Below are 25577 nucleotides of genomic sequence, written 5' to 3' on the forward strand. Positions count from 1 at the left end.
CTGCGGGCGCCTACGGGCGGAAGCGCAGGACCTGCGGGTCGTGGTCGCTGTTCTGGTCCGCGAACTCCGCGTTGATGTGGACGCTGTCGTACTCGAAGCGGCCGACGCCCGGGCTGGTCAGGATCTGGTCGAGGACCTGGCTGTTGCCCTGGTAGACGTACGAGTACCGCTCGCTGCGCGGCAGCGACTTCACCGCCGGGTAGAGCGCCCCGCCGTCCGTCAGCGCCTTCGTCGTCCCGGAGAACTCGAAGTCGTTGATGTCACCGACGACGAGGACGTCGGCGTCCTTGCGGATCGCGAGGACGTCCTTGACGAAGGCGTTCACGGACTGCGCCTGGAGCAGGCGCTTCGCCTCGGAGGAGCGGACCGGCGGCTGGTGGTGCGAGACGAGGGACTCGTCGCCGCCCTTGGAACCGAAGTGGTTGGCGACCACGAAGACCGTACGGCCGCGGAAGGTGAACTCGCCGGCCAGCGGCTTGCGGCTGTTCTCCCAGGCCGTGTTCGCCGGGTCGATGCGGCCGGGGGAGAGCGTCAGCTCGGGGCGCCCGCCCTCGCCGCGCACCACGTCCGTCGCGGCGCCGGCGTTCGTGCCCGCGCGGTCGGTGAAGGAGACCCGCTCCGGGTTGAAGAGGAAGACCTGGCGGATGTTGCCGCCGGGCTCGCCGCCGTCCTTGTTGTTCTCCGGGTCGATCGAGCGCCACTCGTACGCCGGGCCGCCCGCCGCCACGATCGCGTCGGTGAACTTCTTCACCGTCTGGTCGGCGGCGACCGTTCCGTCGTTCTTCGCGCCGTTGTTGTCCTGGATCTCCTCCAGGGCCAGGATGTCGGGCGAGGCCAGGTTGTCGACGACCGCCGCGGCCAGCGCGTCGAACTTCTCCTGCGGGTCGGACGGGTCGAGGTTCTCGACGTTGTACGTCGCGACCGCCAGCTCGTTCCGGCGCTGCTTCTCGGTGGCCTCGCGCTCCAGGCCGCGGTCCACGACCGTGCCGAGGGTGCGGGCCGTCAGGGTGTAGCCGCCGAACTGGTTGAAGTCCAGCGGGCCCTCGGTCGTCCCGGAGAGCACGTCACCGACGTTCGCCTTGGGGAAGGGCTGCTGGGCGATCGGCGTCAGCGACTGGATCTGGAGCCGGCCGGTGTTCTGCGAGGTGTACGAGCCGTAGACCGTGCCGCCGCGCCAGGTGCGGTTCTCCCAGGGCTTCACCGTCACCCAGAGCTCGGAGTACGGGTCGGTGGCGCCCACCACGCGCGAGGTGCCGACGCGGACGTTGGTGCCCTCCAGGGACTCGTAGTAGTCCAGGGCGTACTTCTTCGGGTTGAGCGTGAGGCCGTTGATGGAGCCGGCGGCCGCCGGGTCGCCCTCGGGGGCGTACGCGCTCGGGACCGACCAGGCGGAGATCGTCACGGGGGCCGGGAGCGGGTTCCCGGAGGAGACCACGGTGACGGTCGGCTTGGAGATCTGGGTCAGCGACTGGTTGCCGGAGGCCAGGCCGCCGGGGACGTACTCGCCGACGGTGCCGTTCACGGTGACGGCGTCGCCGACCGCGACGGTCGGCACGGAGCTGGTGAAGACGAACAGGCCCTCGCTGGTGGCCGGGTTGTCGTCGGCCTGCGGGTCCTGGATCCAGAAGCCGCGCGAGCCGTAGGTCCGGACGCCGGTCACGATCCCCGTGACGCCCGTGACCTGGGTGCCGACGAGGGGCGAGACACGGGTGGTGCCCTGGATGTCGTGGATGCGGACCGCGGCGGTGTCCTCGGCCGCGGCGCTGCCGGAGGCGGCGAGCAGCCCGGCGGCGAGCGCGGCGGACACGACGGCGGCGACGGCCGCGGATCTCGGTATGGAGGAAGGCATCAGGGTGCTCCGGAGACGCTTGGATAATCGGTCGATGGATCTACGCGCGTCAATCTCTTGGCTGGGTGGGGGACTTGTCAAGGCTCGACGGGTGTACGAAGGCTGACGGGACCGTGAACCGGGAGGTGGGGCGGGAAAAGCGTCTACGCTGAAGCGCGTTCGGCGCGCGCCGCGCGTCCGGACCGCCGCACCGCCACCCAGGCTCACACGCCCTTCGAGGAGAAGACCGCAGATGGCACCGGACCACCCCTCCCTGCCCCCCGTTCAGCTGCACTCGGACGCGGAGCTGGCGCGGGAAGCCCTGGCCACGCCCCTTCTGTCCCGCGCGGCGCGGCTCGCCCGCTGGGCCGGCCCGGAGACCCGGGTAAGTGCGGGCGGCGAGCTCGTCGAGGACCAACTGCCCGCCGCCGCCGAGGCGTTGGGCCTCACGGCGGACGAGGACGGCGAGGCGTACGCGAGCGAGGCGTGGCGCCTCGCGGTCGACACCGGGCTCGTGGAGGTCGAGGACGGCGACGACGACACCCCGGGCGGGGTGACCGTGGGCGACAACCTCGCGGTCCTCACGGGTGGGGCGCCGCTCGACGTCCTCGGGATCTGGCTCGACGGCCTCGACGTGGTGTTCGCCGACGCCACCGCGCCCGTCCTGGACGACATCACGGACGTCATCGGCGAGGACGGCGAGATCGACTTCGAGCTGCTCGACTGGAACCCGGAGGAGGAGGCCGAGTTCCTGGAGGGCGTGCTGGGCAACCTGTACCTGCTCACGGTCGGCGACGGCGGGCCGGGCGAGGGTCCGGTGCCGCTGCCGGCGCTCGCCGCGTCGATGATCGTCCCGGACGACATGGGCGAGCCGACGGACGACGTCCTGGAGCAGGTCTCGGAGGCGATGATGCGCCTCGACGACCAGTTCCGGCTCCTCGAGCCCATCGGGCTCGTCGAGTACCAGCCGGTCGACGAGGCGCTGATGGTGGAGGAGGGCGAGGAGCCGGCGGCGCAGTTCGACGAGACGGACGAGGTCGACGACGAGGACGTCAGCCGCTACGGCATGGTCCGGCTGACTCCGCTCGGGCTGTACGGCGTCCGGGCCCGGATGCTGGAGGCGGGCGTGGACGCGCCGGCCGTCGGCGAACTGGCGGACAAGGGCGCGGACGTGCTCCTCGACGGGCTCGCGACCTACCCCGAGACGGCGGCGCGCGCCGAGACGGTGGGCTGGCTGGAGGGCCGGGACGCGGTGGCGGCCGCACGGGATCTCCTTGCCGCGGCGCGGGGCGCCGACGAGGCCTCCCCGCTGCGCCGCCTCCACTGCCAGCAGGCACTCTCGCTCGTGGGCGCGGAGGCGGAACCGGCGGTACGGGAGGTGCTCGACGACCCTGAGCTGGGCGGGCTCGCCCGGGTCTGGCTGGCGGAGCTCGGGGCGGCGGACGTGCCGGCGCCGTCGGAGGCGATGATCTTCTGGCTGGCGATCGACACGATCGCGGCGCAGCTGGACGCGCGCGGCGAACTGGACGAACTGCGCGACCTGATCGAGGGCCTGACGGGCCGCCACAGCGGCTTCTTCGAGGCGGCGTGGCGCGTGGAACACCCGGCGACGGCGGAGGTCCTGGAGGCGATGGGCCGCCTCCACCCGGACAAGACGGCGGCGAAGGAGGCCCGCAAGGCGGCCTTCAAGGCGAGGTCGCGCGCCGGCGCGTGAGGGGTTTCCCGGGGGCTCTGCCCCGGGCCCCGTCGCGTGCGCTTCGTGGCGCGGCGGGCCGGTGCCGGACGGGCGCGCCGGGTGGGCGGGGGTTGGATCCCCCGATCCCCCACCCCGCCCCTTCCCGAAACCCTGACGGGACCGGGGGCTCCGCCCCCGAACCCCCGCCGCGCCGGCTTCGCGGCGCGGGGAGGGTGTGGCCCGGGGGCAGGGGGGTGGGGCTCCGCCCCGAGCCCCAGGGCGCCGGGTTCGCGGCGCGCGGCTGGAGTGCCGGCCGGCGGCCGGGAGGCAGAGGGGCGGGGCTTCGCCCCGAACCCCTTCGCGCCCACTTCGTGGCGCGGGTCGTGTGCCCGGCGGCGGGCTTCGCGCCGCGAACTCTCGTGGCGCGCTTCGCGGCGCGGATGGTGGGGCGCCAAGGGGGTTGGCGGGTGGGGCCGGGGGCTGTGCGCTGAACTCGGGTTACGCCCGCTTCTGGGTGCCGGCGGTGTCCTGCCTTGGGGCGTGGCCCGGGTGGGGCCGGGGCTCCGCCCCGGGCCCCAGTCCGCCCCGGCTACGTCCGCAGGTGGGACGCGCCGTTGAGGTCCAGGATGGTGCCTGAGGACCATTCGGCGGCGGGGGAGGACAGCCAGAGGACCGCTGCGGCGATCTCCTCCGGGGTTCCTACGCGGCCGAAGGGGCTCTGGGTGCGGATGGCTTCGCCCTCCGCGCCCGTGAGGCGGGGGGCTACGCGTTCCGTCGTGAAGAAGCCGGGGGCTACCGAGGCGACCGCGATGCCGTGGGGGGCCAGGGAGACCGCCAGGGACTGGCCCAGGGCGTGGACGGCGGCCTTGGTCGCGGCGTAGGCCGGGTGGTCGGGTTCGCCGCGGAACGCGCCCCGGGAGCCGATGTTGACGATCCGGCCGCCCCCGCCCTGGTGGATCATGCGGCGGGCCGCCAGATGGCTGAGGTTCGCCGTGGCCAGGAGGTTCACCGCCACGTGGTCTCGCCAGGTCGCCACCCACTCCTCGTAAGGGGTTTCCGGTAGCGGGTGGCGTTGCATGATCGCCGCGTTGTTCACCAGGACGTCGATCCCGCCGAGCGCGTCCGCCGCCGCGTTCGCCACCTCCTCCGCGCCCGTCGCGTCCGCCAGGTCGCCCTGGACCAGGGCGTGGCCGGATCCCGACAACGACGCGAAGGTCGCCCTCGCCTCGTCCGCGCGCGAGCCGTAGTGGACGGCCACCCGGTCGCCGTTCTCGGCGAACGCCCGGGCCACCGCGCGCCCTAGGCCCCGGGAGGCTCCGCTGACAAGGACACGCCGACCTGTGGCAGGCAGGTTCATGGAAGGCAGCCTCTCTGTTCAACTGTCGTTTATACGCGGGCGGGACCGTGTGCCCCGACACCGGGTGACGACAGGGAGACGACCACGCCATGCCCCTCAACCGCCGAGAGTTCGCCAAGCAGTCCACCGCCGCCGGAGCGGGCCTCGTCCTGACCGGCACCGTCGCGGCGCTCGCGACCGCGCCCGAGGCGCTCGCCACCCCCGACGACCGGCTCGAGGCCGAGACCGAGGGGCAGGGGGCCCACGGGGACCGGCACCACCGGCTCGGCTACGGGCCCCTCGTCGAGGACCCCAAGGGCGTCCTCGCGCTGCCCGCCGGGTTCTCGTACCGCGTCATCACGCACAGCGGCGTCACCAAGCTGGAGTCCGGCGAGTTCACCCCGTCCAACCACGACGGCACCGCCACCTTCGCCGGGCCGCGCGGTACGACCCTGCTCGTCAACAACCACGAGCTCAAGGGCGCCCGCTCCAAGTGGAAGTACCCCGTCCCGCTCACCGAGGGCCTCGTCTACGACCCCGCCGCGTCCGGCGGCTGCACGGTCGTCGAGGTGCACCGGGACGGCACCGTCGCCGAGTGGGTCGGCATCGCCGGCACCTCCACCAACTGCGCCGGCGGCCGTACCTCCTGGGGCACCTGGCTCACCTGCGAGGAGAACTCCGACCGGGCCGGCGAGAACGGCATGACCAAGGACCACGGATACGTCTTCGAGGTCGACCCGCGCGACCGCCGCGCCAACCGCGCCCCCAAGCCCATCAAGGCCTTCGGCCGGTACGACCACGAGGCGGTCGTCATCGACCCCAAGCGCGGTCACGCCTACCTCACCGAGGACGCCGACGAACCCAACGGCCTCTTCTTCCGCTGGGTCCCGCCGCGCGGCTTCGAGCACGGCCGGGGCAAGCTCCGTACCCTCGCCGACGACGCCGGTGTCCTCCAGGCGCCCCGCTGCATCGACTCCGGCGGCCGCTTCGTCGACGACCTCTCCCGCGCCACCCGGATCGGCACGGTCTACGGCGTCGACTGGCTGGACGTCCCCGACCGCGACGGCCGCGAGGTCGAGGTCCGCGAGCAGTTCGGCCCCGACGAGGTGACCCGTGCCCGCAAGCTGGAGGGCATGTGGTGGGCCGACGGCGGCGCCTACATCGTCTCCTCCTACGCCCGTGACGAGAGCCCCGGCGCCGCGCACGACGGCCAGGTCTGGTTCTACGACCCCAAGCGGCGCACCCTGACCCTCCAGGTCCTCCTGGGCGTCAACTCCGACCCGGACAAGGACGGCGCCTACGACGGCCCGGACAACATCACCGTCTCCCCCTACGGCGGGCTCGTCATCGCCGAGGACGGCGAGGGCGTCCAGCACCTCTTCGGCGCCACCGAGCGCGGGCGCACCTACCCGATCGCGCGCAACGACCTGAACGACAGCGAGTTCACCGGCGTCGTCTTCTCGCCCGACGGCGACACCCTCTTCGCCAACATCCAGGACCCGGGCATCATGATCGCCATCACCGGGCCCTGGCGCCGTCAGCCCCGCCGCTGACCGCTCATCAGGTAGCGGAGAAAAACCCTTGGCGGGTGCGCGTGCCGCCCGCCTAGGGTCATACCCATGCACCTCCCGGTGCGCCGGCTGCGGCTCCTTCTTCCACGAAATCACGCCGCCGCCCCTTTTGATCTCGGGAGGCACAGCATGGACACGAGGGTGCCCGGTGCGCAGGCGACGGATACTTCTTGGATCAGCGGGTTGCGGGTTCGAGTCCCGTCGCACCCCTGGGGTGCGTAGCTCAATCGGATAGAGCAGCCGACTTGTCACCGCCGCCGAATCCTGATCTCGGGCGCCCTCGTCGTCCCTGTAACCCTGTGCCTTCCCCGCACGCTCGAATTCGGGGGAATTCACATGGCACGGTTCAACACACGCACCGTCGGCGCCCGCACGACCTCACCCGTCGTCTCCACCCACCGCGCCCCGACCCATCAGGGCGGCATCGGAGTCCTGCGTGAGCCGAGGTCCGAACTCTTTCTGCTCGCGGTCGCCAACTTCGTGACGCAGCGGACCTTCTACGAGAGCGGTGAGGAGCGCGACGACCGCTTCGCCGGCCTCGTGCGGAAGCTCGCCGTCGAGGACCCCGAGTGGACCGCCGGACTGCTCCGCTGGCTGCGGAGCGAGGCCCACATGCGCACCGCCTCCCTCGTCGGCGCCGCCGAGTACGTCCGCGCGCGCCTCGACGCGGGCGTCGAAACCGGCCCCACCAATCGGCAGGTCGTCGACTCCGTGCTGCTCCGCGCCGACGAGCCCGGCGAACTGCTCGGCTACTGGACCTCGACGTACGGACGGAACATCCCGAAGCCCGTCAAGCGGGGCGTCGCCGACGCCGTGCAGCGGCTGTACTCCGCGAAGTCCCTGCTCAAGTACGACACCGACTCCAAGGGCTACCGCTTCGGTGACGTCCTCAACCTGACGCATGCCGCGCCCGATCCCGAGAAGCCGTGGCAGGGCGAGCTGTTCCGGTACGCGCTCGACCGGCGCCACCGGCCCGAGACCGCGGCGCCTCCGGCCTCCAGCCCGGTCCTCGCCGCCCATCGCGCCCTGATGGACCTCCCGGTGGAGGAACGGCGCGCCGTGGTCACCGGCCCCGGAGGGGCGGAGCGCCTGGCCGGGGCCGGGATGACCTGGGAGGCGCTGGCGGGCTGGCTGCAGGGTCCGATGGACGCGGCGGCCTGGGAGGCCGTCATCCCGTCCATGGGGGCCATGGCGCTGGTGCGGAACCTGCGCAACTTCGACGGGGCCGGAGTCTCCGACGAGGTCGCGGCGCGGGTGGCGGCCCGGATCTCGGACCCGAAGGCGGTCGCGGCGTCGCGGCAGTTCCCGTTCCGCTACCTCGCGGCGTACCGGCACGCGCCCTCGCTGCGCTGGGCGTATCCGCTGGAGCAGGCGCTCGGCCACTCGCTGGCCAACGTGCCCGCGCTGCCCGGCCGGACGCTGGTCCTCGTCGACCGCTCGGGTTCGATGTGGTCGCGGCTCTCCGACCGCTCCGAGCTCAACCGGGCCGACGCGGCGGCCGTGTTCGGTACGGCCGTGGCGATGCGGGCCGCCGACGCGGACCTGGTGGAGTTCGGCACGAGCAGCGCGCCGGTGCCGTACCAGGCCGGTGAGTCCGTGCTGAAGGTCCTCGACCGTTTCGGCAACCTCGGTGGCACCAACACCACCGAGGCGGTGCGCAGGCACTACAAGGGGCACGACAGGGTCCTGATCGTCACCGACGAGCAGGCCGCCCACAGCCGTCTGGGAGACCCGACCGCGCAGGTGCCGGACCACGTCCCCGTGTACACGTGGAACCTGGCGGGCCACCGGGTCGGCCACGCGCCCTCGGGGACCGGCCGGCGTCACACCTTCGCCGGGCTGACCGACGCAGCGTTCCGGATGGTTCCGCTGCTCGAAGCCGGCCGGCGGGCTGACTGGCCCTGGATGTGAGGACGAGCGAGTGAGGAAGGGCCCGCCGGTCGGTGACCGGCGGGCCCTTCCCCGTACAGCGATCAGAGCGCCTGGGCCGCCGGCTTCACCATGCCGCGGACCGTGCGGGACTTCACGAACTCGCCCATCGCCGTCATCTCCCACTCGCCGGAGAACTGCTTGATGAGCTTGGCCATCATCACGCCCGTCTGCGGCTCGGCCGTCGTCAGGTCGAAGCGGACCAGCTCCTCGCCGGTCGCCGCGTCGATCAGCCGGCAGTAGGCCTTGGCGACCTCGGTGAACTTCTGGCCGGTGAACGAGTTCACCGTGAAGACCAGGCCCGTGGCGTCGGCGGGGAGCCGGCCGAGGTCGACGACGATGACCTCGTCGTCGCCCGCGCCCTCGCCCGTCAGGTTGTCGCCGGAGTGCTTGATCGAGCCGTTCAGGATGGAGAGCTTGCCGAAGTAGCAGCTGTCCAGGTGGTTGCGCTGGGGGCCGTACGCGATGACGGAGGCGTCGAGGTCGATGTCCTTGCCGCGGTACGCGGGCTCCCAGCCGAGGCCCATCTTGACCTGGGTGAGGAGCGGGCGGCCGCCCTTGACCAGGGAGACCGTCTGGTTCTTCTGGAGGTTGACCCGGCCCTTGTCCAGGTTGATCTTGCCCGTGGAGACCGGGGCGGCGGGCGCTGCCGGGGCCGCCGGGGGCGCGGGCGGCGGGGGAGGCGTCGGGGCGGAGATCCGCGGGTCGACGGGGGCGGTCGGCGGGGCCGCGACCGGGGGCGCCACGGGCGTGGCGGCGGCCGGCTCCTCGTCCACCGAGACGCCGAAGTCGGTGGCGATGCCCGCGAGGCCGTTGGCGTATCCCTGGCCCACGGCGCGCGCCTTCCAGGCGCCGTTGCGCAGGTAGATCTCCACGACCACCAGCGCCGTCTCGGCACCCAGCTGCGGCGGGGTGAAGGAGGCGAGGACGCTGCCGTCGTCCGCGTTGCGGATCGTCGCGGTGGGCTCGACGCCCTGGAAGGTCTGGCCCGCGGCGTCCGGGCTCGCGGTGACGACGATCTTCTCGATGCCCGGCGGCACCGCGCCGGTGTCCACGACGATCGCGTCCGGGGCCGTGCCGCCGCCGGAGCGGTAGGTCACGCCGGGGCCGGTCGGCTGGTTGTAGAAGATGAAGTCGTCGTCCGAGCGCACCTTGCCGTTGGCGCTGAGCAGCAGGCCCGAGACGTCGAGCCGAACCGGAGCGGCGACGTCCACCGCCACGCGCGCGGCGGAGAGCGGGATGTTCGAGCCGGGGGTCATAGCGGTCATGCCAGGGGTAACGAGCGAGGCGGCTTTGCCGTTCCCTTACCTGGAGTCCCTTCGGCCACTTCGGTTACGGGGGTGGTTCCGGGCCGCGCGCTCGTTGCCGAACTTGTACGCGCCCGTCCAGCGGGCCATGACCAGCTGGGCGTCCCCCGATCCCACCTCCGCCAGGAACTTCTCGGCCCGCCCGCCGCGCAGGGTGCCCGCCGCGCGTCCCTGGTGCGTGATCACGACGGTGCCGTCCGCGCGCTGCGCGTAGCTGAATCCATGAGGCTGAGGCATGGCGCCCATCGTGCCGTTCACGGGCACGCGCGTCCCAACGAATTTCGCGATGATCGTATTCTTGCGGCTCGTGGGTGGGAGCTCTTTCAGAACGCGGGACGTGGACGAGGCGCGCCAGGAGATCGACGCGCGCTACTACGCCAACTTCATGGACGTCATCGAGCGGCGGGAACGTCCCTTCGCCGCCACGTTCGACACGGTGCGGCTCGGACCGCTGGTCATCGGCGACCTGTCCTGCGGGGCCGACGTCCGGATGCGCTTCGGCGAGCTCGGGGCCTTCCACGTCAACGCGCCGCTCGGCGGGACGATGGAGCTGCGCCAGGGCAGGGCCGCGCCGGTGGTCGCGACGGCCGGCGAGGCCGTGGTGCTCGACCCCTACGGCGACACGGTCCTGGAGCGCTGGAGCGGGGACTGCCGCACGCTCTCCGTCAAGATCGACGCGGCCGCGCTGAGCGAACGCCTCGAACGGCTCATCGGCCGCTCGCCGCGCGGCCGGCTCGCCTTCGCGCCGTACGTGGACCTCACCCGCGGCCCCGGCCGGGCCTGGGCGCGCTTCGCGCTCCAGGTGGCGCGCGACGCGCTCGCCGGGGACGGCCTGGCGCAGCACGCGCTGGTCGCAGGTCCCCTCCAGGAGGCCCTGCTCAACGGATTGCTGCTGGCGGCCGACCACCCGTGGCGGGACGAGCTGGCCCACCCGGACGGGCAGTTGCGGCCGGTGTCCGTGAAGCGCGCGATGGACGCCGTACGGGCCCGTCCCGAGCACCCCTTCACCACGACCGAACTCGCCGAGCTCGCCGGGGTGGGCGTGCGCCGGCTCCAGGAGTCGTTCCGGGAGTGCGTGGGCATGTCTCCGATGGCGTACGTCCGTGACGTCCGGCTCGAACGGGTCCACGAGGAGCTGCGGGGCGCGGGCCCGGGGGAGCTGAGCGTGAGCGAGGTCGCCTGGCGCTGGGGCTTCACGCACCACGGGCGGTTCGCGGCGCAGTACCGGACCCGGTTCGGGGAGACGCCGTCGCAGACGCTGCGGGAGTCCGCGCGATGAACCGGTGGACCCGCCGCGTTTCGCGGATGGTCGCCGCGCTGAGCGGATCGCGAGGTTCCACCCCACCGCCGTAACGTTCCCTCTGTCGCCTGTGCCACCGCATGGTGTGACCCGGGCCCGGCCGGCGCCCCCGCATAAGTCCGGCCGGGCCATGTGTAGTTCTTCCGCGCCCCTCAGTGCGGCCAGCGCGGCGGCTCCGTGCAGAAGTGGCCGCCGAGGTGCGCGTCCGCCGGGTCGTCCGCCTTCGGCAGGCCCTGCGCGGCGATGATCGCCTCCGCGTACGGCTCCGAGTCGTCCCGCGGCTCGTAGCCGAGCGCCCGCGCCGAGGAGAGGTCCCACCACAGCCGGGTGTTGGCGGAGGAGCCGTACACCACGGTGTGTCCCACGCCCTCGGCGGTGAGCGCCGCGTGCAGGAGCCGGGCGCAGTCGGCCGGGCTCAGCCACATCGACAGCATCCGCACCGAGGTCGGCTCGGGGAAGCAGGAGCCGATCCGTACGGAGACGGTCTCCAGGCCGTGCTTGTCCCAGTAGAACTGCGCCAGGTCCTCCCCGAAGCACTTGGACAGGCCGTAGAAGGTGTCCGGGCGGTGCGGGGTGTCGACCGGGATCACCGGGTCGTCCCCGCGCGGGCGCGGGGTGAAGCCGACGGCGTGGTTGCTGGAGGCGAAGACGATCCGGCCCACCCCCTCCTCGCGGGCGGCCTCGTAGACGTGGTGCAGGCCGGTGATGTTGGCGGCCACGATCTTCTCGAAGGTCGACTCCAGGGAGATCCCGGCGAGATGCACGATCGCGTCGACGCCCCGGACGGCCTCGCGCAGCGTCTCGCGGTCGGATAGGTCGGCGACGATCGCGTCCGGCGCGCCCTCGACCGGCGCCATGTCGAGCAGCCGGAGCTCGTAGCCGTACGCGGGCAGCAGCGCGCGCATCAGCGTGCCGACGCCACCGGCGGCGCCGGTGAGCAGGACGGTACGGGGTGTGGGCATCGGGAGTCTCCGTCCGTGGATCACATTCACAACCGTGGACACGGTAGGGAGGCTGATCGCCGAGCGTCAAGAGCGCGCACGGACCGCCAAGACCGCACAGGCGGGCCGGGTTTGCGCCTTGACCGGCGCTTCACGGCTGCTCTAGCGTGGAGGTGTTCAAGAATGTGGACAGTAATCATAATTGTGCACGACGGTGCACGACGGACTTCCCTGGGAGCGCCCGTGACCACAGCCCCGCTCGCCGAACGGCTCGACGGCCTGCTGTTCTTCCCCGTCACCGCCTTCGCCCCGGACGGCACCGTCGACCTCGACCTCTTCCGCGCCCATGTCCGCGGCGGGATCGAGGCGGGCGCCGCCGCGGTCTTCGCCTGCTGCGGAACGGGCGAGTTCCACGCCCTGACCCCCGAGGAGTTCCGCGACTGCGTCGCCGCCGCCGTCGAGGAGTCGGCCGGCCGCGTCCCCGTCGTCGCCGGCGCCGGCTACGGCACGGCCCTCGCGATCCGGTACGCCCGGCTCGCCGAGGAGGCCGGCGCGGACGGGCTCCTCGCCATGCCGCCGTACCTCGTCGTCGCCGACCAGGCCGGACTCCTGCGGCACTACACCGAACTGGCCGCCGCCACCTCGCTCGACGTCGTCGTCTACCAGCGCGACAACGCTGTCCTCACCCCCGAGACCGCCGTCGCCCTCGCCCGCGCCGAGGGGATCATCGGCCTCAAGGACGGCCTCGGCGACCTCGACCTCATGCAGCGGATCGTCAGCGCCGTCCGCGCCGAGGGCCTCGACCTGCTCTACTTCAACGGCCTGCCGACCGCCGAACTCACCGGACTCGCCTACCGGGGCATCGGCGTCACCCTCTACTCCTCCGCCGTCTTCTGCTTCGCCCCCGACATCGCCCTCGCCTTCCACCGCGCCCTCACGACCGGCGACGACGCGACCGTCGAGAAGCTCATCGACGGCTTCTACCGGCCCCTCGTCGAACTGCGCGCCAAGGGACGGGGCTACGCGGTCTCGCTCGTCAAAGCGGCGGTACGGATGGGTGGCCTGGATGTCGGCGAGGTCCGCCCGCCGCTCAGCGAGCCCGCCCCCGAGCACCTGAAGGATCTCGCCACGATCATCGAGCGCGGCCGCGCGCTGCTGGGCGGTGACGCGTGAGGGCCGGGGCGTTCGTCTACCCGTGGGACGTCGTCGGTGACCCGGCGGCGCCCGGTCGGCTCGCGGAGCTCGGTCTCGCGAGCGTCACCCTCGCCTCCGCGTACCACTCCACGCGCGCGTTGACGCCCCGGCACCCCGCGCACCGGATCGTCACCGCCGAGCACGCGGCCGTGCTCTACCCGCCGGACCCGGCCCGCTGGTCGGGCCGGGCGCTGCGGCCGTACGAGGCCGGCGAGTGGGCGCCGGGCGACGCGTACGGCGAGGCGGGCCGTGCGCTCGCGGACGCGGGCCTCGAGGTCCACACCTGGGTCGTCCTCGCCCACAACTCCCGCCTGGGCGCGGAGCGTCCGGAGACCTCGGTCCTCAACGCCTACGGCGACCGCTACCCCTGGGCCCCCTGCATCGCCCAGCCCGACGCCCGCGCCTACCTCGTGGACCTCGCGGCCGAAGCGGCGGTACGGCCCGGGGCGGCCGGCACCGAGCTGGAGTCCTGCGGCTGGTACGGCCTCGCCCACCTGCACGCCCACGACAAGACCGCCGGAGTCCCGCTCGGCGATCGCGCGCAGTACCTGATGTCCCTCTGCTTCTGCCCCTCCTGCCGGCAGGGGTACGAGGACGGGGGCGTCGACCCCGACGCCCTTGCGGCGGCCGTGCGCGGGGCGCTGGAGCCGGTCTGGGCGGGCGGGGACGGGGCCGGGGTCGGCCTGGGGCTCGGGTCCTTCGAGGAGCCCGTGCTCGCCTGGCGCACCCGGACCGCCCGCGCGCTCCAGGAGGCCGCCGTCGGCGCCGTCCGCGCGGCCGCCCCGGCGGGCTTCCGCGTCCTGCTCCACGCCGACCCGGTGCCGTACCGCTGCGGCGCCAACGTGGGGACGGAGCCGGGGCACGTGCTCGCGGTCGCGGACGGAGTCGTCACCCCGGCGGCCACCGTGGGCCCCTTCGGCGTCGCGGCCCGTCCGGGGAGCGTCCTCGCGGCCAACTTCGGTGTGGTGTCGGGGATGGGCGGTTCCCCCGGCGCGCTCGCCGAGGACGCCGAGCGCGCGGTCGCGGAGGGCGCCACCGAACTGCGCCTGTACCACGCGGGGTTGGCCTCGGACGCCGACTTGGCCGCGGTCGCGGAGGCGCTGCGGGCGCTGGGCTAGGGAACGCGGGACTGAGGAAGGCCGCTCACCGCGGGGGCGGCCTTCCGAGTCGCCACGACCGCCGCCCCCGCCACGCCCGTCGCCGCGAGCAGCGGCAGCAGCACCCGGATGTCGACGAGGGCGACCAGTCCCGCGCCGACCGCCAGGGCGACCGCGTTCGGGACGAAGAGGAGGGTGTGCGCCGTTGCGGCCGTGCGGCCCACCGCGTCCGCCGGGGCCTCCCGCTGGACCGCCGTCATCGCGGCGACCAGGACGAGCGGCAGGCCGACCCCGATCAGGCCGCTCGCCACCAGCGCCACGCCGTCGTGCGGGACGGCGCGGGCGCCCACCGCCAGGGCGAAGAGGGCGAGACCGGCGGCGGCGAGCGTCCGTCCCGTCACCCGGCGCAGCAGGGGCCCCGCCGCGAGCCCCGCGACGACCGAGCCCGCGCCCTGGACGGCGTACAACACGCCCGCGTACGTGGGGGAGTGGCCGAGGCCCCGGTCGACGACCGCGTAGATCGCCGCGCCGTTGACCCCGGCGAGCAGCATCGTGAACGACCCGGTAAGCATCAGCGGGCGCAGGACCGGCGAGGCGCGGATCGTCCGCAGGCCCTCCCCGATGTCCCGGGCCCAGCGCGCCGAGGCCGGCCGGGCGGCCGGCTTCTCCTCCCGTACCCGCATCAGCGCGAACACCCCGGCCGCGAGCGCGAACGTCGCCGCGTCGAGCAGGGCCACGGGCGCGGCGCCGTACCGTGCGAAGAGCCCGGCCGCGAGGAGCGGGGCGACGAGCTTCACGCCCTCGTTGACCGTCGTCCGCAGCCCGTTGAAGTCCCCGAGCAGCCGCTTGTCGAGCGCGCTCGCCGCGAGGGCGACCTCCGCCGCGTCGTGGACGGTGCCCTGGACCCCGTACAGCACGAGCACCGCGAAGAGCAGCCACACCCGGTCCGCCGAGTCGACCCAGAGCAGTGTCGGAAGCAGCGCCGCCATCGCCACGTTCGACCAGACCATCAGCGGTCGCCGTCGCACCCGGTCGGCGGCCGTGCCGAGCAGCGGACCGACGAGCGCGGGCGCCCACAGGGCGAAGACGGTCAGCGCCGCCAGACTGTCCGAGCCCGTCAGGGACTTGACCCAGATCCCGGACGCCAGCCACATCGCCGTCGAGCCGAAGCCCGACACCAGTACCCCGGTCAGATACAGCCCCGCCGTCCACCTCAAGCCCATGGTCATGGCGGCAGCCTGGTCCCTGAGGTGGCCCGGCCGGATCGGGCAGTTGCCCTAGAAAGCCGTCCTCAAGCGACGGCGTCCTTCCGGGCTCCCCGGCTCTCGTACCGGAGCGCGGCCCCCGTCGCCAGCGCGCCGATCCCCTCCCACAGGCCGACCCCGAGGAAGCCGGACGGTGCCCGGCCCGTGACGACCGCGAGGGTGAAGACCGTGCAGGTCAGCAGCCGGAACGGGACCGTCCAGCGGAAGAAGGCCTTCCAGTCCGCGAAGGCGGCCAGGATGTAGTACACGCCCATATTGAGCGCGGCCATCGAGGACGCGGTGAGGAAGACGAGCGTGTGGTCCCCATCCGCGCGCCCGCCGTCCGGTATGGGTTCGAAACCCATGCCGGTGAGCATGGTGTCCGGCGACACCAGGCCCACCACCCCCATCGACGCGGCGAGCAGTCCGAAGACCGCCATGGTCCATCCGGACAGGGAACGGGGCAGGCGCACGGCGGTCCTCCGCTTTCTCGCAAGTGTGTGCCCCGCGAGGCTACTTCAGCGCCGCCCGCATCATTTTCTCGGCCACCGGGGCCGCGAGACCGTTGCCGCTGACCTCCGAGCGTGCCGCGCCCGAGTCCTCGATCAGGACGGCCACGGCGACCTCCTTGCCGGTGCTCGGGTCCTTCGCGTACGAGGTGAACCAGGCGTACGGCGTCTTGCTGTTGTTCTCGCCGTGCTGGGCCGTACCCGTCTTGCCGCCCACCTCGGCGCCGGAGATCGCCGCGTTGGAGCCCGTGCCCTTGTCGACCACGGTCACCATCGCGCTGCGCAGCTGCTTCGCCGTCGAGGAGGAGACGATCCGCTCGGTCTCCCCGTCGTCGAAGGTCTCCAGGGCGTCGCCGTCGGAGTCCACGACCTTCGAGACCATGTGCGGAGACGCCATGAGTCCGTCGTTGGCGATCGCCGCGGACACCATGGCGATCTGGAGCGGGGTGGCCGTCACATCGAACTGACCGACACCGGTCAGCGCCGTCTGCGCCTTGTCCATGCCGGACGGATACACACTCGGGTAGGCGCGTACGGGGACGTCCTGCTCCTTGTCGTTGAAGCCGAACTTCTCCGCCATCGCCTTCACCTTGTCCTGGCCGAGGTCGACCGCGATCTTGGCGAAGACGTTGTTGCAGGAGTACTGCAGCGCGGTGCGGAGCGTGGCGTTGTCGCAGGGCGCGTTGGGGTTCTCGTTCTCCAGGTAGCGGGTGGAGCCGGGCAGCTTGTACGGGTTCGGACTGTCCGTCGCCGTGTCCACGGAGCCGTACAGCCCGTTCTCCAGCGCCGCCGCCGCGACGACCAGCTTGAACGTCGAGCCGGGCGGCAGCGGCTGCCGCAGTGCCCGGTTGACCAGCGGCTTGTCCTCGTCCTCGGTGAGCTGCTTCCAGGTGGACCCGTCGGTCATCCCGGCGATCTTGGAGGGGTCGTACGACGGGGTGGACACCATCCCGAGGATCCGGCCGGTCTTCGGGTCGATGGCGACGGCCGCGCCCTTCTTCTCGCCGAGCGCCTGGTACGCGGCCTTCTGCACGGCCGGGTCGATCGTCGTGACCACGTCACCGGGCTCCTGCTGCTTGCCGGTGAGGGCGTCGAGCGGGTTCTTCAGCCGGGTGTCGGTGCCGTCCAGGACGTCGGAGTAGATGCCCTCCAGCTGATTGGCCCCGTACGCCTGTGAGCTGTAGCCGGTGACGGCCGCGTAGAGCTTGCCGTCGGTGTAGTCGCGCTTGTACGCGAGATCGCCACCCTCCGTCCTCTTCGAGCCCGTGACCGGCGAACCGGCCACGATGATGTTCCCGAGCGGCTGCGCGTACTGCGCGATCACGTTCCGCCGGTTCTTCTTGTCGTCCGCGAGGGCCTTGCCTTCGTACGCCTGCACCCAGGTCGCCCGGCCGAGAAGGGCGAGCACCAGGAGCAGCGAGAAGACCGAGGCGCGCCTGATCGTCTTGTTCATCCCATATGCGGGACGAGCGGAGGGTGGCGTTCCGTTCCGACTGTGTCCGGTTTCTCAGGAAACGTTCATGCGGGGGTGACCGGCGCCACCCCGGTGCGACTCAGCGCGCGCCGACGAAGCCCGACTCGTACGCCAGGATCACCGCCTGCGTACGGTCCCGGGCGCCCGTCTTCGCCAGCACCGCCGCCACATGGGTCTTCACGGTCGCCGGGCCGACCCCCATCCGCCCGGCGATCTCCGCGTTGGTCAGCCCCGTCGCCACCAGGCGCAGCACCTCCGCCTCCCGCTCGGTGAGCCGGGCCACCCAGGGCGGCGCCGCCGGGGGCCTGCGGCGGGCGTGCTCGGCGGCCAGGGACCGTACCGCCGCCGGGTAGAGCAGCGAGTCGCTGCGGGCGACCAGCCGGACCGCGTCGACCAGCTCGTCCGCGCCGGCCCGCTTGAGCAGGAAGCCGGCCGCGCCCACCCGGAGCGCGTCGTAGACGTACGCGTCGTTCTCGAAGGTCGTGACCACCACGATCCGCGGCGGCTCCGCCATCCCCGCCAGGATCTGCTCGGTCGCCCGGATCCCGTCGATCTCCGGCATCCGCACATCCAGCAGGACCACGTCCGGCCGCGCCTCGCGGACGACCGACACCGCCTCGGCCCCGGTCGACGCCTCGCCGACCACCTCCAGGTCCGCCTCCGCGTCCAGGATCACCCGCAGGGCGGTCCGCACCATCCGCTCGTCGTCCGCGAGCACCACCCGGATCACCGGCCACCGCCCGCCCGCGCCGGGCCCAGCGGCAACCGCACCGTGAGGCGCCAGACCTCGTCCAGCGGGCCCGCCTCGGACGTGCCGCCGAGCAGCCGCGCGCGTTCACCGACCCCGCGCAGGCCCCGGCCGCCGCCGGGGCGGGCCACGGGGGCGCGGTCGGGCAGGGCGTTCTCCATCGTGATCTCCAACTCGTCGTCGTCCAGGGCGATCCGCGCCGTCACGCGCTCCCCGCCCGCGTGCCGGGCCGCGTTCGTCAGCCCCTCCTGCACGATCCGGTACGCCTCCCTCGACACCGCGTCCGGCACCCGGTCCAGCGCCCCGGTCACGGTCAGCTCCACGTGCCGCCCCGCGCCCCGCACCAGCGCGTCGAGGGCGTCGAGCCGGGGCGCGGGCAGCTCGCCGTCGTCCTCGCCCTCGCGCAACAGGCCCAGCACCGAGTCGAGTTCGCCGACCGTGCGCCGGGTCGTCTCCTCGATCGCGGCCAGCGCCTCCCGTACGAACTCCACGTCGGAGTCCAGGACCCGGCGCGCCGCGCTCGCCTGGAGCGTCACCGCGCTCAGCGCGTGGCCGACGGAGTCGTGCAGCTCGCGGGCGAGCCGGTTGCGCACGGCCAGCTCGGCGGCGCGCCGCTCGGCCGCCGCGAGCCGGTCCGCCGGGCTCGGCCCGAGCAGCCGGGGCGCCTCCCGGGCGAGGAGGGCGCCCGCGCCCGCCGCGACGGCGGCAAGCGCCAGCAGCATCAGCAGCCCGGCCGGGAGCCCGGCCCACTGGAGCCAGGGCCGGTGCAGGCCCCAGTACGCGGCCGGCTCCGACCTCTGGAGCGACGGGGACAACGGCAGGGCCATCACCGTGACCGCGAACGGCGGAAGGGCCAGCGTCGCCCCGCTGATCAGCGCGCCGACGCCGAGGTGGAGCGTGAACCAGCCGGCCGTGCGCGCCTTCGCGCTCCGCCCCCGGGCGGGTCCGTCCGCGAGCCGGTTGCCCGCGAGGGGGTCGCCCGCGATCCCGCAGAGCGCCCGCGCCGCCGCCACCGACATCGGCCGGGTCAGCGGGAAGAGCGAGGTGACCGCCGCGAGCGGCAGGCCGACCGCGTACGCCCCGAACTGTGCGCCGAGGCTGCCCGTGAACATCGCCCCCTCGCCCGTGAGCACCCCCACGACGACGGTGCCGACCAGCCAGTACGGCATGAACAGGGCGCCGCCCAGGATCAGATGCACCCAGCGGAGCCTGGCCCGCCGGCCGAGTATCGGTGCGAGCGGAGGTCTCACGCGCTCGCGCTCCGGCGGCGCAGGAAGACGGCCAGACAGCCCGCCAGCAGGAACCCGGTGATCATCTCGCCAGCGTAGGTCAGCTGCATCAGGCCCGAGGCCTGCTTGGCGGGATCGGTCTCCGGCATGTACGTCACCAGGAGCAGATAGCCGCCCCAGCAGCCGACCCCGGCCGAGCCGATCCAGCCGAGACCGAGGACCGTGCGCACCCGGAACGACGGGTGCCCGCGGAACATCAGGGCCAGGACGGAGACGACGGCGACCGCGAGGAAGAGCAGCCGCAGCCCTTCGAGCACGTAGAAGTCGCCGTCCCGCTCGGCGATCCGCACCGCCGGGAGCCCGGTCGTGGAGCCCGCGGCCCACTGCACGTGGACGGTGGCGGGGACGAGGGCGATCAGCGCGGCCGCGGCGGCGGCGGCGCGCACGCCCGCTCCGGAGAGGCGCGCGGGCAGCTCGCCGAGGGTGCCGCGCCAGACCGTGCGCCAGCGGTCGCGGGCGTAGAGGACGAAGAGCGTGCCGAGCGCGAGTCCCTGGAGGATGAAGCCGCCGTAGACGACGGTGAAGACCCAGGAGTCCAGGAAGGGTTCGCGAGCGCGGACCGGTTCGGCGGCGGTGAAGAGCGAGACGACGGTCTGCGCCGGGAAGCCGACCATGATCGGGGCGATCAGGCCCGTCGCCACCCACATGGGGAAGGCGAGCAGCCAGGCCGGCAGCCGCCGCCCCCACGCCTGGGTGAGCAGCAGGGCGAGGACCACGACGGCGGCGTCCATGACGACCGAGACCGCGTTGACGGCGGCCATCAGGGCGCGGTCGTCGAGGAGCCGGCTCCCGGCCGGGATGCCGATCTCGCTGCCCGCCACCCAGGCGATCTTGAGCGAGATGTACGGGAGGCAGGCCAGGACGGCGAGGGCGCGCAGGGCCCGGCGGGAGGGGCAGAGGCCCAGCGGAGCGGCGGTCTGTGTCATGGCCCCACGCTCCCGCGCGGGCACCCGCCGGCACGTCCTGCCCACCGGTGAACCGCCTCCCCCGTGCGGGGGAGGCCGGTCCTCCGAGGCGCCGGAGCCGCCAGAGCCGTCAGAGCCTGCGGCGTCAGAGGCGGCGCGTCGCCAGGGTCAGGCGGTCGCGCGCGTCGAAGAGCGCGTCCTTGATCATCTGCTCGTGGCCGGGGGTGAGCCGGGCCACCGGCACCGAGCAGCTGATCGCGTCGCGCGCCGGGGTCCGGTAGGGGATCGCGATGCCGAAGCAGCGAAGCCCGAGGGTGTTCTCCTCGCGGTCCACCGCGTAGCCCTGCTCGCGGATGAGGTGCAGCTCCTCGATGAGCTTCTCGCGGTCGGTGATCGTGTGCTCGGTCAGTGGCGGCAGCGTCTCCGGGAGCATCTTGCGGACCTGCTCGTCGCTGTGGGTGGCGAGCAGCGCCTTGCCCAGGGAGGTCGAGTGGGCCGGCAGCCGACGTCCGACGCGGGTGAACGGCCGCAGATAGTGCTGGGACTGACGGGTCGCCAGATAGACCACGTTGGTGCCGTCGAGCCGGGCGAGGTGGATGGTCTCGGTGGTGTCGTCGGAGAGCCGGTCGAGGGTCGGCCGGGCCGCGGCCACCACCTCGTCGCCGTCGATGTAGGAGGTGCCGACGAGCAGGGCCCGGACACCGATGCCGTACCGCGTACCCGTCGCGTCCGTCTCCACCCAGCCCAGCTCGACCAGGGTGCGCAGCAGCATGTACAGGCTGGACTTGGGGTATCCGACGGCCTCCTGGACGGCGGCCAGCGAGTGCATTCCGGGGCGCCCCGCGAAATACTCGAGCAACTCCACCGTGCGCACCGCGGACTTGACCTGGGCCCCACCCGTGTCGGCTGTCGACATCGCCCTCACCCCTCTTCCTGGTGCCTCTTGTGGAGTCGGCACACCCGTCAATAGAGTCCAGATTCATCTACTGGAACCCCGTTCAGAATACCGAACGGGGTGTCGCGTGAAGAGGGGCAGGGCCGTGGCAGCTGAACCAGTGTGGAGTGTGGACCCCCGGACGGGGAAGCCGCGCGAACAGGTTGCGGTGGAGGCCACAGCCGCCGACGTGGACCGGGCCGTCACCGCCGCGTCCGCCGCCCGCGAGGCGCTCGCCGACCGCACGGTACGGGCCGCCCTGCTCCGCACCGCCGCCGACCTCCTCGACGAGGCCCGGCCCGAGGTCGTCGAGACCGCCGACGCCGAGACGGCGCTCGGCCCGGTCCGGCTCACCGGCGAACTCGCCCGCACCACCGCCCAGTTGCGGGCCTTCGCGGACGTCGTCGACGAGGGCTCCTTCCTCGACGTACGGATCGACCTTCCCGACCCCACGACCACCCCGCCCCGGCCCGACCTGCGCCGCTGGAAGATCCCGCTCGGCGTCGTCGCCGTCTACTCCGCCAGCAACTTCCCGCTCGCCTTCTCCGTGCCCGGCGGCGACACCGCCAGCGCCCTCGCGGCCGGCTGCCCCGTCGTGGTCAAGGCCCACCCCGACCACCCGGCCACCTCGGAGCTCTGCGCGACCCTGCTCCGGCGGGCCGCCGCCAAGGTCGGGCTGCCGGAGGACGTCGTCGGCCTCCTGCACGGCTTCGACGCCGGCGTGGAGCTGGTCCGCCACCCGCTGGTCGCGGCCGCCGGCTTCACCGGTTCGGTCCGGGGCGGCCGGGCCCTCTTCGACGCGGCGGCCGCCCGGCCCGTGCCCATCCCCTTCCACGGCGAGCTCGGCTCCCTCAACCCGGTCGTGATCACCGGCGCGGCCGCCGAGGCCCGGGCCACCGAGCTCGGTTCCGGGCTCGCGGGCTCCATGACCCTGGGACAGGGCCAGTTCTGCACCAAGCCCGGCTTCGTCCTGGCGCCCGCGGGCGAGGCGGGCGACCGCTTCGTGACCGCGCTGGCGGAAGGCGTGCGGGCGAAGGAGCCCGGCGTCCTGCTCGACGCACGCATGCGCGGCTCCTTCGTCGCCGGAGCCGCCGAGCGCGCCGGACTCCCCGGCGTCACCGCCCCCGTCCTGCCCGGCGCGGCCGACGAACACACGGTCACCGCCGGCTTCCTGACCGTCGACGCCGCGACCCTGCTCGACGGCGGACACGAGCCGCTCCTCGAGGAGTGCTTCGGCCCGCTGACCGTCGTCGCCCGCTACGCCTCCCCGGAGCAGATCCCCCAGGTCCTCGCCCTGCTCCCGGGCAACCTCACCGCCACGCTCCAGATGGCCGACGAGGACCCGGAGGCCGCCGGCCTGCTCGCCGAGCTGACCCCGCTGGCGGGCCGGGTGCTCGTCAACGACTGGCCGACGGGCGTGGCGGTGGCGGGCGCCCAGCACCACGGCGGCCCGTACCCGGCGACCACGTCCACCTCCACCTCGGTCGGCGCGACCGCGATCGAGCGCTGGCTGCGCCCGGTCACGTACCAGTCGACCCCGCAGCACCTGCTGCCGCCGGAGCTGCGCGACGGCAACCCGCTGGGACTGCCGCGCCGCTGAGGCGGGGACGCGGGGAGGCCGGGCGCGGGGCCCGTGACCGACAGGTCGCGGGCCACGCAACCGCCGCCCCGCCCCCGCGCGTCCCCGTTGTCATGATCAGAACCGCGACCCCCGCCGACCTCGACGCCATCGCCGCCCTGCACCTGGAGGCCCGCTCCACGTACTACAGCGGCCACATCCCCGACACCGAGTTCGCCGGACCCGAGGAGCTCGCCCGTGCCCGGGAGGGGTGGAGCAGGGCCGTCGAGCGGGGCGACGTGCTCGTCGCGGAGCGGGACGGGGGCCCGGCCGGCGTCGCCGCGTACAGCAGGGGCGACGACGGTACGGTCACGCTCACGCAGCTCCACGTCCGCCCCGACCACTGGCGCCGGGGCATCGGCACCGAGCTGCACGCGGCCTGCCTGGACGTCTGGCGCGCGGAGGGCTTCGCCGAGGCCCGCCTCCTCGTCTTCGAGCAGAACGAGCGGGCCCGGTCCTTCTACACCGCCCACGACTGGACCCCGGACCCCGACACCCCGCGCTCGGGCACCCACCTCGTGCTCCGTCTCACAGTCGCGCCCAGGGCGGAATGAATCCGGCGGGGTCGGGTGTTTCCGCCCTCTGAAGACCACCCGGAACCCACCCCCTCGAACCCGGAGAGAAGCCGAACATGCGCGTCGAGATCTGGAGCGACATCGCCTGCCCGTGGTGCTACATCGGCAAGGCCCGCTTCGAGAAGGGGCTCGCGGCCTTCGCCCACCGCGACGACATCGAGATCGTGCACCGCTCCTTCGAGCTGAACCCGAACCTGCCCAAGGGCGTCACCGCGCCGGTCGTCGACACGCTGGCGAAGAAGTACGGGCGGACCCTGGACGAGGCCCGCGCCATGGAGGAGCACGTCGCCTCCAACGCGCACTCCGAGGGCCTCGAGTACCGCACCGAGGGCCGCGACTCCGGCAACACCTTCGACGTCCACCGTCTGCTCCACCTCGCCAAGGAGCGCGGCCGGCAGAACGAGCTGCTCGACCTCGCCTACCGCGCGAACTTCGTCGAGGACCGGTCCGTCTTCGACGCCGAGACGCTCGTCCGGCTCGGGGTCGAGGCAGGCCTCGACGAGACCGAGGTCCGTGCCGTGGTCGCCGACGAGACCGCGTACGCGGCGGAGGTACGGGCGGACGAGCGCGAGGCGGCCGAACTCGGCGCCAACGGCGTGCCGTTCTTCGTCCTCGACCGCCGCTACGGCATCTCCGGCGGCCAGCCCGCCGAGGTCTTCACGCAGGCGCTCGAGCAGGCGTGGCAGGGCCGGACGGTCCTGCAGCCGGTCGGCGGCGGCGCAGACGCGGCGGCTCCGGCCTGCGACGTGGACGGCAACTGCTAGCTCTGCCGGATCCTGCGCCGCGCGCGCCCCGGACCTGGGCTTATAAGCGCCGGTTGGGGCTTCCCCATGATCATTCGCCATTGACGAAGGGTCGGGGGAAGCCCAGTCTGGGGCCATGGATGCCACGGATGCCACGGATGTCATCGAACCCCTCGGCGGAGCCGAGTTCGCGCCCCGGGGGACGTACCTCAACACCTCCACGTGCGCGCTGCTCCCGCACCGCACCGTCGAGGCCGTCGCCCGGCTCTGCGAGGAGGTCGCGGCGGGCAACCCGGACGGCTCCGGCAGCTTCGACGTCGTCGACGAGGCCCGCGCCACGTTCGCCCGGCTCACGGCCGTCCACCCCGACCGGGTCGCCGTCGGCAGCTCGGTCTCCGTCCACGCCGGGCTGATCGCGCAGTCGATGCCCGCCGGGGCCGAGATCCTCTTCCCCGAGGGCGACTTCTCCTCCCTGATCACCCCGTTCACGATCCGCGGCGACCTCAAGACCCGCTTCGTGCCCCTGGAGCGGCTCGCCGAGTCCGTCCGCCCCGAGACCGCGCTCGTCGCCTTCTCGTCCGTCCAGTCGGCGGACGGCCGGACGGTGGACTTCGCGGCGGTACGGGCGGCGGCGGCCGCGCACGGGGCCCGTACGCTCCTCGACGCCACCCAGTCGGCGGGCTGGCTGCCGCTGCGCGCGGGGGAGTGGGACTACACGGTCTCCGGCGGCTACAAGTACCTGCTCTGTCCGCGCGGGGCGTCCTTCCTCACCGTCACCGAGGAGGCGCAGGACTCGCTGACGGCCATCCACGCGGGCTGGGTCACGGGCGAGGAGCTGTGGGCCAACAGCTACGGGCCGGTGCGCGAACTGGCCGCCTCCGCGCGGCGGTTCGACGAGCCGCCGGCGTTCCTCTCGTACCACGGGGCGGCCCGTTCGCTCGCGCTGCTCGAAGAGATCGGCATCGAGCGGATCGAGGTCCACAACAAGGCCCTCGCCGCCCGCTTCCGCGCCGGCCTCGTGGGGCTCGGCCACGCCCCCGTGCCGGACGTCTCCGGTGTGGTGGGCGTGCCGGGCCTCGGCGACCGGCTGCCCGACCTGCGGGCCGCCGGCGTCCTGATGGCCGCCCGCGCGGGCAACCTGCGGGCGTCCTTCCACCTCTACAACGGCACGGCGGACGTCGACCGCGCCCTTGAGGTCCTGGCGGGCTGAGACGCGGGGGGGGGGGGGGGCGGGGCGGGGGGGGGGGGGGCGGGGGGGCCGGGGGGGGGGGGGGGGGGGGGGGGGGGGGGGGGGGGGGGGGGGGGGGGGGGGGGGGCGGGGGGGGGGGGGGCCCGGGGGGTGGGCGCGCCGGGGGCCGTG

At 73.5% G+C, this 25577-nt stretch carries 22 protein-coding genes; 10 read left to right on the forward strand and 12 right to left on the reverse strand.

Annotated features, from left to right (window positions below; translation table 11 throughout):
• Positions 1-10: 10 nt before the first annotated feature.
• Positions 11-1849, reverse strand: coding sequence for an endonuclease/exonuclease/phosphatase family protein (locus AB0F56_RS27200; protein WP_362014124.1), 1839 nt, complete (start codon positions 1847-1849; stop codon positions 11-13).
• A 232-nt stretch (positions 1850-2081) separates the two neighbouring features.
• On the opposite strand from AB0F56_RS27200, the gene AB0F56_RS27205 reads away from it, so the two are divergent.
• Positions 2082-3542 (forward strand): hypothetical protein, encoded by a 1461-nt coding sequence (locus AB0F56_RS27205; protein ID WP_362014126.1) that lies wholly within the window; start codon positions 2082-2084, stop codon positions 3540-3542.
• A gap of 550 nt (positions 3543-4092) precedes the next feature.
• Here the strand turns inward: AB0F56_RS27205 and AB0F56_RS27210 are convergent.
• Positions 4093-4860 (reverse strand): SDR family oxidoreductase, encoded by a 768-nt coding sequence (locus AB0F56_RS27210; RefSeq protein WP_362014128.1) that lies wholly within the window; start codon positions 4858-4860, stop codon positions 4093-4095.
• Between the two features lie 89 nt (positions 4861-4949).
• Here AB0F56_RS27210 and AB0F56_RS27215 point away from each other — a divergent pair, with 89 nt between their 5' ends.
• Together AB0F56_RS27215 and AB0F56_RS27220 are read left to right on the forward strand one after the other, a co-directional pair.
• Positions 4950-6392: an alkaline phosphatase PhoX gene (locus tag AB0F56_RS27215; RefSeq protein ID WP_362014129.1), complete on the forward strand. Its 1443-nt coding sequence runs from the start codon at positions 4950-4952 to the stop codon at positions 6390-6392.
• A 354-nt stretch (positions 6393-6746) separates the two neighbouring features.
• Positions 6747-8321: a TROVE domain-containing protein gene (locus AB0F56_RS27220; RefSeq protein WP_362014130.1), complete on the forward strand. Its 1575-nt coding sequence runs from the start codon at positions 6747-6749 to the stop codon at positions 8319-8321.
• A 62-nt stretch (positions 8322-8383) separates the two neighbouring features.
• Here the strand turns inward: AB0F56_RS27220 and AB0F56_RS27225 are convergent, their stop codons facing one another.
• Both AB0F56_RS27225 and AB0F56_RS27230 read right to left on the reverse strand, forming a co-directional pair.
• A complete protein-coding gene (locus tag AB0F56_RS27225) occupies positions 8384-9607 on the reverse strand; it encodes a TerD family protein (protein WP_362014131.1) in 1224 nt (407 codons plus the stop codon).
• 36 nt (positions 9608-9643) lie between these two features.
• On the reverse strand, positions 9644-9883 hold the full coding sequence (locus AB0F56_RS27230; protein ID WP_362014132.1) for a hypothetical protein: 240 nt from the start codon (positions 9881-9883) through the stop codon (positions 9644-9646).
• Positions 9884-9983: 100 nt separating this feature from the next.
• Between AB0F56_RS27230 and AB0F56_RS27235 the strand changes: the two genes are divergently transcribed.
• Complete coding sequence (locus AB0F56_RS27235) at positions 9984-10925, forward strand: AraC family transcriptional regulator (RefSeq protein WP_362014133.1); 942 nt, start codon at positions 9984-9986, stop codon at positions 10923-10925.
• Between the two features lie 173 nt (positions 10926-11098).
• Here the strand turns inward: AB0F56_RS27235 and AB0F56_RS27240 are convergent, their stop codons facing one another.
• Positions 11099-11908 (reverse strand): NAD(P)-dependent oxidoreductase, encoded by an 810-nt coding sequence (locus AB0F56_RS27240; protein WP_362014135.1) that lies wholly within the window; start codon positions 11906-11908, stop codon positions 11099-11101.
• A 222-nt stretch (positions 11909-12130) separates the two neighbouring features.
• Between AB0F56_RS27240 and AB0F56_RS27245 the strand changes: the two genes are divergently transcribed.
• Entirely contained in the window at positions 12131-13060 is a 930-nt protein-coding gene (locus AB0F56_RS27245; RefSeq protein WP_362014136.1) for a 5-dehydro-4-deoxyglucarate dehydratase, read from the forward strand.
• Positions 13057-14199: a hypothetical protein gene (locus tag AB0F56_RS27250; protein WP_362014138.1), complete on the forward strand. Its 1143-nt coding sequence runs from the start codon at positions 13057-13059 to the stop codon at positions 14197-14199. The genes AB0F56_RS27245 and AB0F56_RS27250 overlap by 4 nt, the downstream gene beginning before the upstream one ends.
• Here AB0F56_RS27250 and AB0F56_RS27255 read toward each other — a convergent pair.
• The 7 genes from AB0F56_RS27255 to AB0F56_RS27285 all read right to left on the reverse strand — a co-directional run bounded on the left by AB0F56_RS27255 (position 14196) and on the right by AB0F56_RS27285 (position 21263).
• A complete protein-coding gene (locus AB0F56_RS27255; RefSeq protein ID WP_362014139.1) occupies positions 14196-15407 on the reverse strand; it encodes an MFS transporter in 1212 nt (403 codons plus the stop codon). The two genes, AB0F56_RS27250 and AB0F56_RS27255, sit on opposite strands and share 4 nt — an antisense overlap.
• A gap of 62 nt (positions 15408-15469) precedes the next feature.
• Positions 15470-15862, reverse strand: a complete 393-nt coding sequence (locus AB0F56_RS27260) for a hypothetical protein (protein WP_362014167.1) — start codon at positions 15860-15862, stop codon at positions 15470-15472.
• 73 nt (positions 15863-15935) lie between these two features.
• Positions 15936-17384: a penicillin-binding transpeptidase domain-containing protein gene (locus AB0F56_RS27265; protein WP_362014141.1), complete on the reverse strand. Its 1449-nt coding sequence runs from the start codon at positions 17382-17384 to the stop codon at positions 15936-15938.
• A 100-nt stretch (positions 17385-17484) separates the two neighbouring features.
• Positions 17485-18102 carry a response regulator transcription factor gene (locus tag AB0F56_RS27270; RefSeq protein WP_362014168.1) on the reverse strand — a complete coding sequence of 206 codons (618 nt, stop codon included), beginning with the start codon at positions 18100-18102 and terminating at the stop codon, positions 17485-17487.
• Positions 18103-18131: 29 nt separating this feature from the next.
• A complete protein-coding gene (locus AB0F56_RS27275; RefSeq protein WP_362014143.1) occupies positions 18132-19352 on the reverse strand; it encodes a histidine kinase in 1221 nt (406 codons plus the stop codon).
• A 47-nt stretch (positions 19353-19399) separates the two neighbouring features.
• Entirely contained in the window at positions 19400-20368 is a 969-nt protein-coding gene (locus tag AB0F56_RS27280) for a hypothetical protein (protein WP_362014144.1), read from the reverse strand.
• Between the two features lie 124 nt (positions 20369-20492).
• The gene (locus tag AB0F56_RS27285; protein WP_361958596.1) at positions 20493-21263 is read right to left on the reverse strand and encodes an IclR family transcriptional regulator; all 771 of its coding nucleotides are present in this window, start codon (positions 21261-21263) and stop codon (positions 20493-20495) included.
• A 124-nt stretch (positions 21264-21387) separates the two neighbouring features.
• Here AB0F56_RS27285 and AB0F56_RS27290 point away from each other — a divergent pair, with 124 nt between their 5' ends.
• The 4 genes from AB0F56_RS27290 to AB0F56_RS27305 all read left to right on the forward strand — a co-directional run bounded on the left by AB0F56_RS27290 (position 21388) and on the right by AB0F56_RS27305 (position 25427).
• Entirely contained in the window at positions 21388-22881 is a 1494-nt protein-coding gene (locus AB0F56_RS27290; RefSeq protein WP_362014146.1) for an aldehyde dehydrogenase (NADP(+)), read from the forward strand.
• Between the two features lie 92 nt (positions 22882-22973).
• Positions 22974-23453: a GNAT family N-acetyltransferase gene (locus tag AB0F56_RS27295; protein ID WP_362014148.1), complete on the forward strand. Its 480-nt coding sequence runs from the start codon at positions 22974-22976 to the stop codon at positions 23451-23453.
• Between the two features lie 77 nt (positions 23454-23530).
• Positions 23531-24238: a DsbA family oxidoreductase gene (locus AB0F56_RS27300; protein WP_362014150.1), complete on the forward strand. Its 708-nt coding sequence runs from the start codon at positions 23531-23533 to the stop codon at positions 24236-24238.
• A gap of 115 nt (positions 24239-24353) precedes the next feature.
• Positions 24354-25427 carry an aminotransferase class V-fold PLP-dependent enzyme gene (locus tag AB0F56_RS27305; RefSeq protein WP_362014152.1) on the forward strand — a complete coding sequence of 358 codons (1074 nt, stop codon included), beginning with the start codon at positions 24354-24356 and terminating at the stop codon, positions 25425-25427.
• Positions 25428-25577: the final 150 nt, after the last annotated feature.

It is taken from the genome of Streptomyces sp. NPDC026092 (genome assembly GCF_040638605.1).
In the GTDB taxonomy this organism is placed as follows: domain Bacteria; phylum Actinomycetota; class Actinomycetes; order Streptomycetales; family Streptomycetaceae; genus Streptomyces.